This is a genomic window from Cryobacterium sp. TMT2-18-2, from assembly GCF_004402245.1.
Lineage (GTDB): Bacteria > Actinomycetota > Actinomycetes > Actinomycetales > Microbacteriaceae > Cryobacterium > Cryobacterium sandaracinum.
Window position 1 is genome coordinate 14,777 of the sequence record NZ_SOFU01000018.1, and the last position, 15,999, is coordinate 30,775.

Annotated in this window: 17 protein-coding genes; 12 read left to right on the forward strand and 5 right to left on the reverse strand. The window is 70.3% G+C overall.

Features of this window, described 5'->3' with window-relative positions:
- Window positions 1-48 precede the first annotated feature (48 nt).
- Complete coding sequence (locus E3O22_RS05720; protein WP_134394438.1) at window positions 49-1,413, reverse strand: glutamyl-tRNA reductase; 1,365 nt, start codon at window positions 1,411-1,413, stop codon at window positions 49-51.
- A gap of 71 nt (window positions 1,414-1,484) precedes the next feature.
- Between E3O22_RS05720 and hemE the strand changes: the two genes are divergently transcribed.
- The 12 genes from hemE (at window position 1,485) to E3O22_RS05775 (ending at window position 11,842) form a co-directional block, all read left to right on the forward strand.
- Entirely contained in the window at window positions 1,485-2,675 is a 1,191-nt protein-coding gene (hemE, locus tag E3O22_RS05725) for a uroporphyrinogen decarboxylase (RefSeq protein WP_134394437.1), read from the forward strand.
- Between the two features lie 28 nt (window positions 2,676-2,703).
- Window positions 2,704-4,197, forward strand: coding sequence for a protoporphyrinogen oxidase (hemG, locus tag E3O22_RS05730; protein ID WP_134394436.1), 1,494 nt, complete (start codon window positions 2,704-2,706; stop codon window positions 4,195-4,197).
- 88 nt (window positions 4,198-4,285) lie between these two features.
- Window positions 4,286-4,615, forward strand: coding sequence for a hypothetical protein (locus E3O22_RS15865; RefSeq protein WP_166784575.1), 330 nt, complete (start codon window positions 4,286-4,288; stop codon window positions 4,613-4,615).
- Between the two features lie 31 nt (window positions 4,616-4,646).
- Entirely contained in the window at window positions 4,647-5,063 is a 417-nt protein-coding gene (locus tag E3O22_RS05735) for a phage holin family protein (protein ID WP_166784576.1), read from the forward strand.
- Window positions 5,053-5,376, forward strand: a complete 324-nt coding sequence (locus E3O22_RS05740; protein ID WP_134394434.1) for a DUF3618 domain-containing protein — start codon at window positions 5,053-5,055, stop codon at window positions 5,374-5,376. Before E3O22_RS05735 ends, E3O22_RS05740 begins: the two co-directional genes overlap by 11 nt.
- 147 nt (window positions 5,377-5,523) lie before the next feature.
- Entirely contained in the window at window positions 5,524-6,210 is a 687-nt protein-coding gene (hemQ, locus tag E3O22_RS05745) for a hydrogen peroxide-dependent heme synthase (protein WP_241976533.1), read from the forward strand.
- Window positions 6,210-7,304, forward strand: coding sequence for a ferrochelatase (locus tag E3O22_RS05750; protein WP_134394432.1), 1,095 nt, complete (start codon window positions 6,210-6,212; stop codon window positions 7,302-7,304). The genes hemQ and E3O22_RS05750 overlap by 1 nt, the downstream gene beginning before the upstream one ends.
- Window positions 7,301-8,254: a hydroxymethylbilane synthase gene (gene hemC / locus E3O22_RS05755; RefSeq protein ID WP_134394431.1), complete on the forward strand. Its 954-nt coding sequence runs from the start codon at window positions 7,301-7,303 to the stop codon at window positions 8,252-8,254. Before E3O22_RS05750 ends, hemC begins: the two co-directional genes overlap by 4 nt.
- A complete protein-coding gene (locus E3O22_RS05760) occupies window positions 8,254-9,045 on the forward strand; it encodes a uroporphyrinogen-III synthase (RefSeq protein WP_134394455.1) in 792 nt (263 codons plus the stop codon). Before hemC ends, E3O22_RS05760 begins: the two co-directional genes overlap by 1 nt.
- Window positions 9,046-9,088: 43 nt before the next feature.
- Window positions 9,089-10,075, forward strand: coding sequence for a porphobilinogen synthase (gene hemB / locus E3O22_RS05765; RefSeq protein ID WP_369828346.1), 987 nt, complete (start codon window positions 9,089-9,091; stop codon window positions 10,073-10,075).
- On the forward strand, window positions 10,075-11,403 hold the full coding sequence (gene hemL, locus E3O22_RS05770) for a glutamate-1-semialdehyde 2,1-aminomutase (RefSeq protein WP_134394454.1): 1,329 nt from the start codon (window positions 10,075-10,077) through the stop codon (window positions 11,401-11,403). The genes hemB and hemL overlap by 1 nt, the downstream gene beginning before the upstream one ends.
- A gap of 88 nt (window positions 11,404-11,491) precedes the next feature.
- Window positions 11,492-11,842, forward strand: coding sequence for a hypothetical protein (locus tag E3O22_RS05775; RefSeq protein WP_134394430.1), 351 nt, complete (start codon window positions 11,492-11,494; stop codon window positions 11,840-11,842).
- Between the two features lie 43 nt (window positions 11,843-11,885).
- Here E3O22_RS05775 and E3O22_RS05780 read toward each other — a convergent pair whose 3' ends face one another.
- From E3O22_RS05780 to E3O22_RS05795, 4 genes are all read right to left on the reverse strand, one after another.
- Entirely contained in the window at window positions 11,886-12,902 is a 1,017-nt protein-coding gene (locus E3O22_RS05780; RefSeq protein ID WP_134394429.1) for an MDR family oxidoreductase, read from the reverse strand.
- A gap of 34 nt (window positions 12,903-12,936) precedes the next feature.
- A complete protein-coding gene (locus E3O22_RS05785; RefSeq protein ID WP_134394428.1) occupies window positions 12,937-13,779 on the reverse strand; it encodes an ABC transporter permease in 843 nt (280 codons plus the stop codon).
- Window positions 13,776-14,696, reverse strand: a complete 921-nt coding sequence (locus E3O22_RS05790) for an ABC transporter ATP-binding protein (RefSeq protein WP_134394427.1) — start codon at window positions 14,694-14,696, stop codon at window positions 13,776-13,778. The genes E3O22_RS05785 and E3O22_RS05790 overlap by 4 nt, the downstream gene beginning before the upstream one ends.
- A gap of 84 nt (window positions 14,697-14,780) precedes the next feature.
- Window positions 14,781-15,995: a cysteine desulfurase-like protein gene (locus E3O22_RS05795; RefSeq protein ID WP_134394426.1), complete on the reverse strand. Its 1,215-nt coding sequence runs from the start codon at window positions 15,993-15,995 to the stop codon at window positions 14,781-14,783.
- Window positions 15,996-15,999: the final 4 nt, after the last annotated feature.

Below are 15,999 nucleotides of genomic sequence, written 5' to 3' on the forward strand. Positions count from 1 at the left end.
CGGCCGTGCCGAGCACGCTCGCACCGTGCAGGGCCAGGCCGCCCACCGTCAGGATGCCGCGGGGCCGATATCGGCGGCCGTGGCTGCGGTCCCGGCGGCGGGCAGCTCAACCTGGATGCCGAACAGGGCATCGAGTCCGGTCAGGAATGCGGCCTGCTCGCCCGCTCGGGCCAGCTCGCGGGATCGCACCATCGGGGTGTGCAGAAGCACGCCGGCCAAGTGGCGCAGGGCCGCCTCGGTCTGCTCGCTGTTGTCGCCGCGGTTGCGCGCCCGGTCGATCTCACCGTCGAGCAGGTCGAAGACATAGCTGCGGAGGGCCACGACGGCCGGGGCGAGGCTCTGCTCCTCGGCGACCGCGGAGAACTTGCGGGCGGCGCGACCCACGAGCAGTCGGGCGTCGCTGGTGGCGTTGAGCTCCTCGAGCGGCGCGTGGATGCGGATGGTCTCGAGGTCGAGCAGCTCGACGCCGGCCAGGTCGGTGACGTCCGGGTCGACGTTGCGCGGCAGACCCAGGTCGATGATGAGCCGGCGCGGAATCTCGGTCGGGGCATCCGTCATCGGGCAGGAGGGGAGTGTGCGCGCTTCGGCGGCCGGGAGCTGCAGGGAGAGTGCGCGGCCCGAGTGGAGCAGGGCCGCGTCGATCACGTGGGTGTCGGCGGTCGTGCAGGTGAGGATCAGGTCGGCCTCGGCGGCTTCGATGGCGAACGCCGACTCGGCGACGGCGGTGATCTGATGCGAGGTGGCGAACTTCTGAGCGCGGCCCGAAGGGGAGTACACCCGCACGTCCTCGGCGCCGAGGTCCCGCAGCGCGGCGAGGGAGGCCCCCGCGTACCGGCCGGTGCCGACCAGGAGCACGCGGGTCTGGGCCCAGTCCGTGACGCGGCTTTCGGCCAGTTCGAGGGCCAGGCGCACGAGTGAACGCCCCGCGGCTCCGATGCCGGTGCGGTTCTTGACGCCCCGCGAGGTCTGCGACGCACGCTGGAAGAGGCGTTCGAGTTCGGGGCTGGTGGTGCGGAAGAGCCGGGCCTGCTCGAGGGAGCGGCGAACCTGGCCGGCGATTTCGCCCTCGCCGACGACCACCGATTCGAGGCCGCTCGTCACGGCGAAGAGGTGTTCGGCGACGCCGCTGCCGTGCACCAGGTCCAGGGTGTTCCGCAGAACGTCGACGGCCACGCCGGTGCTCGCACTGACGCCGTCGATGGCGGCGTGCACGGCCGAAAGGGGGGAGGAGCCCAACGGTTCGTCGAGGTCGAGGTAGGCCTCGAACCGGTTGCAGGTGGCCACGACCACGGCACCGACCAGGGCCGGATGCCGCTCGAGAATGCCACCCGCCGTGTCGTTCGCACCGACAGACAATTTCTCCAGCACGTCAAAGCTGGAGTTCTTATGGCTGGCGGACAGGCAGATCAACACTTGATGAGTCTACGACCTGTGGCTGAGGGTCCGAATCGCCCGAGTGTCGGAAGTTTGACAGAATCAAGATAATGAAACTCGATGCGCAACACCCACTCGCAACCGGACTCACAGCCGATTCACGCCTCATCCGCGCCTACCAGGGCACCAGGCCAGACGTCACCCCCGTCTGGTTCATGCGCCAGGCCGGCCGTTCGCTGCCCGAATACCGCTCGCTGCGGGTCGGTACGCGCATGCTCGACGCCTGCCTCGACCCGGAGATGGCGAGCGAAATCACGCTGCAGCCGGTGCGCCGCCACAACGTCGACGCCGGCATCCTCTTCAGCGACATCGTCATCCCTCTCAAGCTCGTGGGCGTCGACGTCGAGATCGTCGCAGGCACCGGCCCCGTCCTCGGCACGGCCGTGCGCACGGCGAAGGATGTCGCGGAGCTCACTGCTCTCGACCCGGCCGTGCTTGAGGGGAACCTCGCCCCGATCACCGCGGCGGTCGCGCGCACCGTCGCCGAGCTCGGCTCGACGCCGCTGATCGGATTCGCCGGGGCCCCGTTCACGCTGGCGGCCTATCTCGTGGAGGGCGGCCCGTCGAAAGACCACATCAACGCCCGCACGCTCATGCATGCGGACCCCGACGCCTGGGCCACCCTGATGGAGTGGACGGCCGAGGTCACCGGACGATTCCTGCGCGCGCAGGTTTTGGCCGGCGCCAGCGCCGCCCAGCTATTCGACTCCTGGGCCGGCGCGCTCTCGCTGGCCGACTACACGCGCTTCGTCGCTCCTGCCTCCACCGCGGCGATCGCCCACGTGCGCGACCTCACCTATGACGAGGGCGCCGCGGGCACGGATGCCGACGGCGTCGCGTCCGTGCGCCGCAACGTGCCCGTCGTGCACTTCGGAGTGGGCACGGGCGAGCTGCTTCGGGAGATGCACGGGGTGGGCGCCGACGTCGTCGGAGTCGACTACCGGGTGCCGCTCGATGAAGCCAACCGTCGCCTCGGCGGACTGGTCCCGGTGCAGGGCAACGTCGATCCGGCACTCCTCGCGGCACCGTGGCCGGTGCTCGAAGCGCATGTCCTTGACGTGCTCGAGCGTGGGCGCACGGCACCGTCCCACGTGCTGAACCTGGGACACGGCGTTCCGCCGATGACCGACCCGAACGTGCTGACTCGCCTGGTGGCCTTCGTGCACGAGGTCACCGCGGTCTCCGCCAACCCGGCCGGCGCCGGCCCGGAAGCCCCGGCCGCCGCGCCGTCCGCGTCCTGACAATCGCACGCAGGCTCAGGGGGCGCGAATGAAAGACGTCATCGTCATCGGTGGAGGGGTGGCGGGCCTGATCGCCGCCCGAGCCTGCGCCCGGGTCGGACTCAGCGTGACCGTGCTCGAAGCCACCGGTGTGCCGGGCGGAGCACTCGGCAGCCACCAGGTGGCCGGCCTCACCCTCGACAGCGGTGCCGAGAGCTTCGCCGTGCGGCGGGACGTGGTGGCCGAGTTCATCGCCGACCTCGGCCTGTCCGACGAGGTTGTCGCGCCGAACCCCGCCGGCGCCTGGCTGCACCTGCCCGACGACCGCGTGCCGAATGGTTCGGTCAGCGTTCCGCTGCCCAAGGCCGGCGTGCTCGGCATCCCCGGTTCTCCGCTCGCCGACGACGTGCGCCGCGTGATCGGCTGGAGTGGCGCCTGGCGCGCCTACGCGGACCGGCTGATGCCGGTGTTGACGATCGGCCGGGAACACAGCCTGGGTGAACTCGTGCGCAAGCGGATGGGGCGCCGCGTGCTCGAACGGCTCGTCGAACCCGTGACCGCCGGGGTGTACTCGTCCGCTGCCGACGATCTCGAGATCAACGTCGTGGCCCCGGGCCTCAACTCCGCCCTCACGGTGACGGGTTCGCTCTCCGGGGCCGTGCTGTCTTTGCGCTCCGGCGCCCCGGCCGGCTCGAACGTGTCCGGGCTCCGCGGCGGCATGTTCCGGCTCGTGACCGCTCTGGTGGCCGACCTCGTGCACTTCGGCGCCGAGATCGTGACGGATGCCCCGGTCACCGCCCTGCAGCGCTCCGGCACCGAGGACGCGCCCACCTGGACGGCCACCTGGACGGCCACCTGCGTGGCACCGGACACGGCGGCGGACGCAGACGCGCCGGCAGCCGCGGCGGCGGAGACCACCCTGGACGCCCGCTTCGTGATCATCGCGACTCCAGGCGCGCAGGCGCTCGGCCTACTGGCCGGCCTGAGCCCGGCCCATGCGGCGCTCGCCGAACTCGACTGGCCGCAGCCGACGGCGATCGAGCTGGCCACGATCGTCATCGACGCCCCGGAGCTCGACGTGCACCCGCGCGGCACCGGCGTGCTGGTCGCGGCCGCGACCCCCGGGGTCACCGCCAAGGCGCTCACCCACGTGACCGCAAAGTGGGAGTGGCTGGCCGAGGCCGCCGGACCGGGCCGACACGTCATCCGTCTGTCCTACGGTCGCGCCGGCCAGGACAGCCCCACCGCCGTTCTCCGCGATGACGAGCTCCTCGCGCTGTCCCTGGCGGACGCCCGCACGATCCTGGGCGTCGACCTCGACGCGACCGCCGTGCGCGGTTTCGCGCGCACGGTCTGGGGCGATGCCCTCTCGCCCGCGACCGTCGGCGCGCCCGAGCGAGTCGACCAGGTGCGCGAGGTCGTGGCCGCCACCCCGGGGCTCGAACTCACGGGTGCGTGGCTCGCCGGCACCGGCCTGGCCTCGGTGATCCCGGATGCCGTCGCCGCGGCCTCCCGCACCCGGCACGCGGCCCTCGGCATCTGATCACCGGGTCACCGGCCGCGCCGACCTGCTGCTATCCCTAATGGGGGATACTCTGAGGGACACGTGCACCTTGATGAATGGAGTCACAATGCGGGGAAAGCTTCTGTTCATCACGGGTGGACTCGTCGGATACGTCCTCGGCGCGCGCGCCGGGCGCAAGCGCTACGACCAGATCGTGGCCGCGGCAGACAACCTGTGGAACGCGCCGCCCGTTCAGCGCCGGGTGAACGAGGCCCGCGACTTCGCGCTCGAGCGGGTCGGGGGTGTGCCGTCGGCACTCCTCGAGACCGGCAAGAAGATCGCCTCGGTCCTGCAGTCCAAGACGTCCAAGACGTCCGGAACCAGTTACACCGTGCCGACGCCGACGCCGACGCCGCCCGCACCGACGACGGCCGCCGGCGACACCGCCACGAAATAATCACCGCGACACTCCGAACGAAGGGGAAACTGTGAGAAACAGCGAATTCAACCCGAAGAGCCGGAAATCGACGTTCGACCTTCTCGGTGAGTTGCCCGGTCAGATCGTCGCCCTGGTCAAGGCCGAACTCGACGCGGCCAAGGCGGAGTTCGCCGGTAAGGCCAAAAACATCGGGCTGGGCATCGGGCTCTTCGTCGGGGCGGCCCTGTTCGCGTTCTTCGCGGCCCTGGTGCTGGTCGCCCTCGCGGTCATCGCGCTCGCCCTCGTCCTGCCGCTCTGGCTCGCGACCCTGATCGTGGCGGTCGCCCTGTTGCTGCTCGCGCTCCTGTTGGGGCTGATCGGCAGAAACCGGCTGCAGGCGGGAACGTCATCGGATCCGGACGGCGTGACGGAGAGCATCCGTCGCGACGTCGACGCCCTCAAGGGAATTGGCAAATATGAGCACTGAAGTGAACACGACGACACATGAGGCCGTCCGCGGGAGCGTCGAAGCTGTCACGGTTGAGGCCGTTCCGCGCACCAAGACCGAGTTGCGCGCCGAGGTCGCCCGTGCCCGCGTCGAACTCGCGCAAACGCTCGACGCGATCGAGTACCGGCTCAACGTGCCGAGGCAGTTGCGCGTGCGCTCGCGCCTGGTCAACGTGCGCCTGCGGGAACTCGGCGAAAAGAATCCCCTCGCACTGGCCGGCATCGTCTTGGGCGCGGCCACGGTCGCGGTGGGCGCCGTCTGGCTCGGTGTCAGGGGCGTGCAGCGCCGCTGAGGCCAACGGAAGCCGGTACCCGACCGCGCAGTTTTGGCTCTCGCGGCAAAGGAGTAGAGACTAGTAGTTATGACTCACCCGGCTGCCGGAGAGGCAGTAAACCCACCTCACTCCACCACCTCTGCCGAGACCCACGGAACGACTGACGTGCCAGACGCGTCGCCGCAGGGTTTCACGCTCTTCGCTGTGCTGCGCAAGGATCCGAGCAACCCGGACGACCTCGACGGCCACGATGTGCCCCGAGCCGTACTGGAGCTCGACGACGTCATCGGTCTGGTTGAGGCCGAGGGCGTCACCGTCCGCGGCTTCTACGACGTCTCCGGGCTCCGCGCCGACGCCGACGTGATGATCTGGACCCACGCACCGGACGCCGAGACCCTGCAGTGGGCCCACCGCCAGCTGCGTCGTAGCCGCCTCCTCAAGAGCCTCCTGCCGACCTGGAACGCCATGGGCGTGCACCGCGACGCCGAGTTCAACAAGAGCCATGTGCCTGGGTTCCTGCGCGGAGTGGAGCCGAAGGGCTGGCTGACCCTCTACCCGTTCGTGCGCAGCTACGAGTGGTACCTGCTGCCGGAGGCCGAGCGCAGCGCCATGCTCGCCGACCACGGACGCAAGGGCGCGGCCTTCCGCGGAGCCATCGCCAACACCGTCTCCTCGTTCGCCCTCGGCGACTACGAGTGGCTGCTGCCGATCGAAAGCGACGAGCTCACCGAGCTCGTCGACCTGATGCGCGAACTGCGCAACACCGAGGCGCGCCGCCACGTGCGCGAAGAGGTCCCGTTCTACACCGGCCGCCGCATCTCGACGGCCGAACTGGTGGAGGTTCTGCAGTAATGACTACCTACGATGCCATCCTGCTCGCCGGCTTCGGCGGCCCCGAGGGTCAGGACGATGTGATCCCGTTCCTGCGCAACGTCACCGGTGGGCGCGGCATCCCCGAGGAGCGCCTCGAAGAGGTCGCCAAGCACTACCGCCACTTCGGCGGGGTCAGCCCGATCAACGACCAGAACCGTGTGCTGCGCGCCGCGCTCCAGGCCGAACTGGAACGTCGCGGCATCGACCTGCCCGTGCTCTGGGGCAACCGCAACTGGGCACCCTACCTGCGCGACACCATCAGCGAGGCCAACGACAACGGCCAGACCCGGCTCCTGGCCATCGCCACCAGCGCCTACAGCTCCTACTCCGGCTGCCGCCAGTACCGTGAGGACTTCGCGGCCGCGCTGACCGCGACCGGGTTGGAGGGCGTGGTGCACATCGACAAGGTGCGCCAGTTCTTCGACCACCCCGGATTCGTCACCCCGTTCGTGACCGCCCTCCAGAAGGGGCTCGCGGATGTCGCGGCCCAGGTCCCCGAAATCGACCTGGCCACCGAGGTCGAAATCCTGTTCTCGACCCACTCGATCCCGATGACCGACGCCAACAAGAGCGGCCCGGCCGAGCGCGGCTTCGGCGAGGGTGGCGCCTATGCGGCGCAGCACCTCGCCGTCGCCCAGAAGGTCATGGTCGGGGTGGACACCCCGTGGCAGCTGGTCTTCCAGTCCCGCAGCGGGCCGCCCACCATGCCGTGGCTCGAGCCCGACATCAACGACGCCATCGCGTTGCTGCCGGAGCGGGGCATCCGTGCCATCGTCATCGTGCCGCTCGGCTTCGTCAGTGACCACATGGAGGTCATGTGGGACCTCGACAACGAGGCCACCGAGACCGCCGGGGACCTCGGCCTGGTGTCCGTGCGCGTGCCGACGCCCGGCGTCGACCCGGCCTTCGTGAGCGGGCTCATCGACCTGGTTGAGGAGCGTATGAACGACACGCCCGCCGACGCTCGTCCGCACGAGACCGACCTCGGACCCTGGTACGACGTCTGCCGCCCCGGTTGCTGCGAGAACGTGCGCCTGGGATTCAAGCCGGCCGTCGCCGGGATGGCTCCGTGAGCCTGATCCGCGTCGGAACCCGTGGCAGCGCGCTCGCCCTGGCGCAGACCACTGCGATTGCGAACCGCATCGCGACCGCGTCCGGCTCCGAGGTCGAAATCGTCACGGTCACGACGCACGGCGACACCTCCCGTGAGTCTCTGTCGAGCCTGGGCGGCACGGGCGTCTTCGCCAGCGCCCTGCGGGAGTCGCTCCTGGCCGAAGAATGCGACGTCGTCGTGCACTCCTTCAAGGACCTGCCGACGGCCGCCTACCCGGGTCTCCGGATCGGCGCCACCCCGAAGCGTGCGGATGCGCGCGACGTGCTGTGCGCCCGCGATGGGCTGAACCTGACCACCCTGCCCGAGGGCGCGCGAGTCGGCACAGGGTCACCGCGCCGGGCCGCTCAGCTGCGATCGCTGCGCCCGGATCTGGACGTCGTGGACATCCGTGGCAACGTGGAGACCCGTCTGAACCGTGTGGCCGTGGGCGACCTCGACGCCGTCGTGCTCGCCGCCGCGGGCCTCAGCCGGCTGGCGCTGCTCGAGTCCGTGGACGGCGAATACCTGGAACTGTCGGATTGGCCGACCGCACCCGGCCAGGGAGCGCTCGCGCTCGAGGTGCGCGACGGGAAGCTCGACCGTACTCTCGCCACGGCCCTCACTGCGATCAACCACTCGACCAGCCAGACCACCGTCATGGCCGAGCGTCTGGTGCTGGAGCGGCTCGAAGCCGGCTGCGCCGCGCCCATCGGCGCCATGGCCGCGATCGACGATGGACTCCTGTTCCTCACCGCCACGGTGTACAGCCCGGACGGCTCCCGAAGCGTCGTGAGCTCCCATGCCGCGACCCCCGACTCCCACTCCCTTGCGCACCTGGCCGAGGCCGCGCAAGACGTGTCCAACCGTGTTTCGTGTGACCTGCTCGCCGGCGGCGCTGCCGACTTCGCCCCGATGAAGGTGACTTCGTGATGAACTCGCGCTACAAGACAAAAACCAGCCTCGCCAAGCCGCTCACCGGCTGGCGGGTTCTCGTGCCGCGCGGCGGCCCGTGGGGCGACCACGTCGCCGCCGACCTGCGCTCCAAGGGCGCCCAGCCGATCGTGGCCCCCATGATCAACTTCGCCCCGACCGACGACGCCCCCGCGCTCGAGGCCGCCCTGGCACGTCTCGCGGCGGGCGACTTCGACTGGATGACCGTGACCAGCGCCACGACCGTCGACGTTCTGTCGTCGCACCGTGCCGTCGTGGCCGCGTCCACGCGCATCGCGGCGGTCGGCGAGACGACGGCCGCGGCCCTGATCGCGGCCGGTTACCGGGTCGACATCGTCCCCTCCGAAGACAACTCGGCCCGGGGACTCCTCGAGGAGTGGGAAACGGCCACCTCGGGCCAGGTGCCGCTGCGCATCCTCACCCTCCGCTCGGAAATCGCCAAGCCACTGCTGACCGAGGGGCTGCGCCGGATCGGCCACGACGTCGAATCGGTCGTCGCATACCGTACCATCGGCGTCCCGGTCGACCAGCGCGTCGTCGCGGACGTCGCGGCCGGCACCGTCCAGGCCCTGCTCGTCACCTCCGGAAGCGTGGCGCAGCAGGTGCAGGATCAACTCGGGCCGATCCCCGAATCGACCGTGGTGGCCTGCATCGGGCCGCGGACGGCGCGGGATGCGGCGGCCATCGGCCTGCGTGTCGACGTCGTGGCCGACTCGCCCAGCGCCGAGTCTCTGATCCAGGCCCTGGTGCACGTCGCCCAGTCCCGCTGACGGTTCGCGCACGCCCGGCCCGGCGACGTAGGGTTGACGGGTGATAAACCCCGTCATCCGCCCGCGACGGTTGCGCACCACTCCCGCGCTCCGTCGCCTGGCCAGCGAAATCCGTCTGCACCCCTCCGAATTGGTTCTTCCGATGTTCGTGCGGGAGGGCAGCGGCGACCCGATGCCGATCCAGTCGATGCCCGGGGTGGTTCAGCACACCATTGACAGCGCCCGGCGGGCGGTGACCGAGGCCGCGGAAGCGGGCATCGGCGGCGTCATGCTCTTCGGGGTGCCGACCGTGCGCGACGCCGTCGGCTCCGGGGCGACCGATCCCGACGGCATCCTCAACGCCGCCACCCGCGCGCTGGCCGACGAGGTCGGCGACGCCCTCGTCGTGCAGACCGACCTCTGCCTCGACGAGTTCACCGACCACGGCCACTGCGGATTGGTCGGCGCAGACGGCAGCGTCGACAACGATTCCACCCTCGAGCGCTACTGCGACATGGCGCTCGTGCAGGCGGCCTCCGGCTCGCAGCTGCTCGGCCTGAGCGGAATGATGGACGGCCAGGTTGCCGCCGTGCGCCAGGCGCTCGACCAGAACGGCTACGTCGATACGGCCGTGCTCGCCTACTCGGCCAAGTACGCCTCGGCCTTCTACGGTCCCTTCCGCGACGCGGTGGAGTCAACCCTCGACGGTGACCGGCGCAGCTACCAGCTCGACCCGGCGAACCGCCGGGAGGGCGTGCGTGAGGCCCGGCTCGACATCCAGGAGGGCGCCGACATCGTGATGGTGAAGCCCGCCGGCAGCTATCTCGACGTGCTCGCCGAGGTCGCCGCCGTCAGTGACGTTCCGGTCTGGGCCTACCAGGTGTCCGGTGAATACGCGATGATTGAGGCCGCCGCCGCCCACGGCTGGATCGACCGCCGCCGGGCCGTCGAGGAGTCCGTGCTCAGCATCCGTCGCGCCGGAGCGGACGCCGTGCTCACCTACTGGGCGGTCGAACTGGCCACCTGGTTCAACGAAAGACAGGCCCGATGATGTCCCGCAACGACGATCTCTTCGCCCGCGCGCAGCGCGCCATCCCCGGCGGAGTGAACTCACCCGTTCGGGCCTTCCGGTCGGTCGGGGGTACCCCGCTGTTCCTGGTGAAAGCGAAGGGCGCCTACGTCACCGACTCGGACGGGCGCGAATACGTCGACCTGGTCAGCTCCTGGGGCCCGGCCATCCTCGGCCACGCCCACCCGGAGGTCGTGCAGGCCGTGCAGGATGCCGCCGCGCTCGGCCTGTCCTTCGGTGCCTCCACGCCCGGCGAGACCATCCTGGCCGAACTGATCGAGGAACGCGTCGGCGCGGTCGAGAAGCTGCGCCTGGTCTCGACCGGCACCGAGGCCACCATGACGGCCATCCGTCTGGCTCGCGGTTTCACCGGTCGTGACCTGCTGATCAAGTTCGCCGGGCACTACCACGGTCACTCGGACGGACTGCTGGCTCAGGCAGGGTCCGGCCTGGCCACGCTGGCCCTGCCCGGCTCGGCCGGGGTCACGGCGGCGACGGCCGCGCAGACCCTCGTGCTGCCGTACAACGACCTGGATGCCGTACGAGTCGCCTTCGAGGCGCACCCTGGCCGGATCGCCGCCGTGATCACCGAGGCGGCGGCGGCGAACATGGGTGTCGTGGCTCCCGACGCCGGCTTCAACGCCGCGCTCACCGCCCTCGCGCACGAGCATGGCGCGCTCCTGATCATCGACGAGGTCCTCACCGGCTTCCGCGTGCATCCGGCCGGCTACTGGGGACTGGACACCATGGGCCAGGGGCAGGCGGACTACACGCCGGACCTGTTCACCTACGGCAAGGTCATCGGCGGAGGCCTGCCGGTGGCGGCCCTCGGCGGTCGCGCCGACGTGATGGACTTCCTGGCTCCGAACGGCCCGGTCTACCAGGCCGGCACGCTCTCCGGGAACCCGGTGGCGGTCGCCGCCGGCATCGCCACCCTGCGGGCCCTGGACGAGAGCGTCTACGAGCGCATCGACGCGACCGCGCTGCTGCTCTCCGAGGCCGTCTCCGCCGCCTTCTCGGCCGAGGGCGTCGCGCACAGCGTGCAGCGGGCCGGTAACCTGTTCAGCTTCGTATTCGGTGCGGAAGCAGCGGCCAGCGCGCCTCGGGATTACGCGCAGGTGCAGCGCCAGGAGACGTTCCGCTACGGTCCGTTCTTCCACTCCATGCTGGATCAGGGAGTTTCGCTGCCGCCGTCCGTGTTCGAGGCCTGGTTCGTCTCCAACGCCCACGACGAGAGCGCGGTCGGCTGGATCCTTGATGCCCTCCCTGCCGCAGCGAAGGCCGCGGCCGCCGCGACCCCGCAGGTGTGACCCGTAGGTGTGACCCGTACACCCGGGAGTTATTCCTTTGTGAGGTTCCGACAGGTGGATTTTGCCTCGGAACAGGCAGACTAGACGCATGGCTTCCCTCCGCGTTCACTCTGACCGGCTTGAGATCCACCTCACGAAAGCGGAGAAGACCCTCGCCCTGCGGCGCGAGGACATCGTCGTACCGCGCGGGAACATCCGTTCGGTGACGATCACGGATGACCCGTGGATCTGGATCCGCGGGATCCGTTCTCCCGGGGTGGGCCTGCCGCAGGTGGTCGCGGTGGGCACCTGGAAGTTCCGCGGCGGCAAGGACTTCCTGGCGATCAAGCGCAAGCGCCAGGCGGTCGTGATCGACCTCATCGACGATGAGTTCTCCCGGGTGATCCTGACCACCAACCACGCCCCGGACCTGATCGCGTCGCTCAAGCTCGGCGGTTGACCGTCCCGCTGGTCGAGCATGTCCGCTGTCGAACCGAAGCGCGCTAGCGGCGCACGTCGACGACGGTGCGACCGTGCATGGTGCCCGCCAGGATGCCCGCGGCGGCAGTGAAGCTCGCCTCCAGCGGGATCACCTGGGTGAGCTGGTCGAGCAGGCCCAGGTCGAGGTCCGTGGCGAGGCGCTGCCAGGCCTCCTCGCGCTGGGCGAGCGGGGCCTCGACCGAATTGATCCCGATCAGGCTGACGGCGCGCAGGATGAAGGGCATGACCGTGGCCGGAAGGTCGGCTCCCTGGGCCAGGCCGCAGGAGGTGACCACTCCGCCGTAGTTCGTCTGGGCGAGGACGTTGGCGAGGGTGGCGCTGCCGACCGAGTCGACGGCCCCGGCCCAGCGCTGGCCCTGCAGCGGTTTGCCGGCCTCGCTGAGGGTGCCGCGATCGACGAGCTCGACGGCGCCGAGCCCGCGCAGGTAGTCCCCGAGCTCGTCGATGCGGCCGGTTGACGCGTGCACCTGGAAGCCGCGGGCGGCGAGCAGTGCCACGGCAATGCTGCCGACCCCGCCGGCCGCGCCGGTCACCAGCACGGCACCGGATTCCGGTGTGACTCCACCCCGTTCGAGGCCGAGTACGGACAGCATGGCGGTGAACCCCGCCGTGCCGATCGCAGCGGCCCGCACGGCGCTGATACCGTTCGGCAGCCGCACCAGGGAGGCCCCCGACACGCGGGCCCGTTCGGCCAACCCGCCGTGGTGCGTTTCGCTCAGACCGGCCCCGTTGAGGATGACCTGGTCTCCGGCCGACCAGCGCGGGTCGGCGCTCTGCTCGACCGTTCCGACCAGGTCGATCCCGGCGATCAGGGGCCAGGCGCGCACGACCCCGGGGCGGCCCATCAGGGCGAGCCCGTCCTTGTAGTTGATGCTTGAGTACTCGACAGCGATGGTGACGTCGCCGGCCATCAGGAAGCCGTCGTCGACCACGCGGAGTGCCGCGCTCTGCGTCTTCCGGCCCTCGGCATCTACGGTGCGGTCGACGACGATGGCCCGGAACTCAGTCTCAATACCCATGCGTCGAGACTACGCGGGCGTTCGAGTCAGGTGGTCAGGTGACGTCGCGCTTCCAGCTGACCGCATAGCCGATCACGGTCGCGGCGAGCATGTAGGCCAGGAGGACGAGCCCGCCCTGCCACCACTCGAGCAGCGCCGCCGTGGTGCCGCCCGGCGCGGCGAGGGTGAAAAAGCTCGCGCCGACCAGGGCATCGGAGGCGGCCCCCGGCAGATAGTTGCCGATTCCTCGCGTCACGTCGGTGAACAGGGACGCGAAGCGCAACAGCGGTTCGACGAACTGGGTGAAGGCGAGCACGATGACGATCGACGCCACCTGGCTGGGCACGAGCACGCCGAGGCCCACACCGATGGTCGACCAGATGGCCATGGCGAGCACCGTGCGGCCGATCAGTGCCCAGGTGGCGCTATCGGCCAGCAGCGGGTCGACGTCGAACGCGCTGATGACGAGCGCGCCGACGCCGACGGATGCGAGCAGCGCGACGACCCCGAAGACCGCGCCGACCACGAAGAGAGTGATCGTCTTGGCCCCGAGCACCTGGGCCCGCCGGGGATTGGCGAGGAATGTGGGGGTGAGGGTCTGGTGCCGGAATTCGCCCGTGGTGGCGAGGGCCCCGAGCAGAACCGGGAAGACATAGCCGACGGATGACGCGAAGCTGTAGATCAGGGGTGGGAGGCTGCCGAACCCGGCGAGTCCCTGGGATCCGGCACCGGCGGCATCCGGGCTGATCGCGCCGCTCTCGATCCCCGCGAACAGCGCCGAGAGGCCGCCGGCGAGCAGGGCGATATAACCGAACATGACCGCGGCGAGGACCCACCACAGGCGCGTTGTGCCGAGCTTGGCGAACTCGGCGCCGAGGGCGCGGATGAAGGACGTCATCGCGACTCGCCTCCGTTTCCGTTTGCGTTGCCGTTCACGAGGGCGAGGAAGGCATCCTCGAGCCCCTTCCTCTCCCGGTGCAAAGCGCTGAGTTCCACGCCGGCCGAGAACGCGATGTGGCCGATCAGGGCCGGGTCGGGTGCAGCGGCGAACAACCCGGTGCGCCCGGTGGAAAACTCGATGCCGGCTTGGCTGAGGGCGGCCTCGAGAGCCGTGCGGTCGGGGGAGTCGACCAGGATGCGCGGCGCCGCCTCGGTCTCGAGGCTCGACAGGGTGCCTCGGTGCACGAGGGCTCCGTCGGCGATGATGATCACGTCGTCGACGCTCTGCTGCACCTCGGAGAGCAGGTGGGAGCTGACCAGGACAGTGCGCCCCTCGTCGGCCATGGTGCGGAGGAAGCCGCGGATCCATTTGATCCCCTCCGGGTCGAGCCCGTTGATCGGCTCGTCCAACACGAGCACGCCGGGGTCGCCGAGCAGGGTGAAGGCCAGGCCGAGCCGCTGCCGCATGCCCAGCGAGAAGCCGCCGACACGCTGGGCGCCGTGTGCGCCGAGGCCGACCGTGTGCAGCACCGCGTCGATGCGGGCGGAGGGCAGCCCCGCCGCGATGGCGTAGACCGCCAGGTGGTTCCGGGCACTGCGGCCGGGATGGAAGCTGGCTGCCTCCAGGGCGGCCCCGACGGTCTGCAGCGGGCGGGGCAGGTCACGGTAGCGGATGCCGTCGATGGTGGCCGTGCCGGACGTGGGCGCGACCAGCCCGAGCAGCATGCGCAGCGTGGTGGTCTTTCCGGCGCCGTTGGGGCCGAGAAAGCCGGTGACCCGGCCGGGCTCCACGGTGAACGACAGGTTGTCCACCGCGGTGACGCTGCCGAACGTCTTGGTGATGTTGCTGAACTCGATGACCGCGCCGACCGGCATCCGTTCCCCCTTCGTTGCTGGTAGTCCCGCGCTGGTAGTCGTTCGCTGGGATCTGGTTCCAGCCTAGGGGCGGAGACGGTCGGGTCAGGTAATGCGGAGGAAGACGCGCAGCGCGGCGAGCAGCCGGCCCACCTCGTCGACGGTGTTGTACGGGGCCAGGCCGATCCGCAGGCCGCCACGGTCGCCGAGTCCGAGGTGCCGGGAGGCTTCGAGGGCGTAGAACGAGCCGGCGGGGGCGAGGATACCCTGCTTGCACAGGTGGCGGGACGCATCCGCGGTGTCGTGGCCGGCGAACGTGACCAGCACGGTGGGTGTGCGCACGGCAGCCCTCGAGTGCAGTCGTGCCCCCGGCAGCTCCGCCAGGCCGGCCTCCAGTTCGCTGCGCAGGGTCTCCTCGTGGTGTTCGAGAGCCTGGGACGAGCGGATCAGGCGCTCCCGCCGAGAGGCCCCGGCCGGCGCGGCGCCGCCGAGGCCGGCGAGGAATTCGACGGCGGCCGTGACCCCCGCCATCGTCTCATAGGGGAGCGTGCCCAACTCGAAACGCTCGGGCACCTGGTCGCTCGAGGGCACCAGCTTGTCGGGATGGATCGATTCGAGCAGCGCGGGCGCGGCAGCGAGAATCCCGCAGTGCGGACCGAAGAACTTGTAGGCCGAGCAGACGAAGAAGTCCGCTCCCAGCGCCGCGACGTCCACCGACGCGTGCGGCGTGTAGTGCACGCCGTCGACGTACAGGAGCGCGCCGACGGAATGTGCGAGCCGGGCGATCGCCGCCACCGGAGGGCGGGTGCCGATCAGGTTGGAGGCGGCGGTCACGGCTACCAGCCGGGTGCGCTCGCTGAGGACCGCGGCGATGTCCGGGACGCTCAGCTCACCGGTGGCCGGGTCGAAGTCCGCCCAACGCACCGTGGCGCCGGCCCGGTCGGCGGCCTGCATCCATGGGCGGATGTTCGCGTCGTGGTCGAGCCGGGTGACCACGACCTCGTCGCCCGGGCCCCATCCGGATGACAGGGCGTTCGCCAGGTCGTAGGTCAGCTGCGTGGCGCTGCGCCCGTAGACGATTCCGCGTTCTTCGGCGCCGAGCAGATCCGCCATGGCGCTCCGGAATCCGGTGACGGCGTCCTCCGCGTTCTGCTGGGAAGCGCTGCCCGTTCCCCGGATCGAGAGTGGCCCGGTCAGGGTCGACGCGATCGCGGAACCGACCGCCAACGGGGTCTGGGTGCCGCCCGGGCCATCGAAGAAGGCCGTGCCGGTGGAGAGGGCGGGAAAGCTGGGTCGGATCGTCTGCGCATCAAAGGTCACAGTG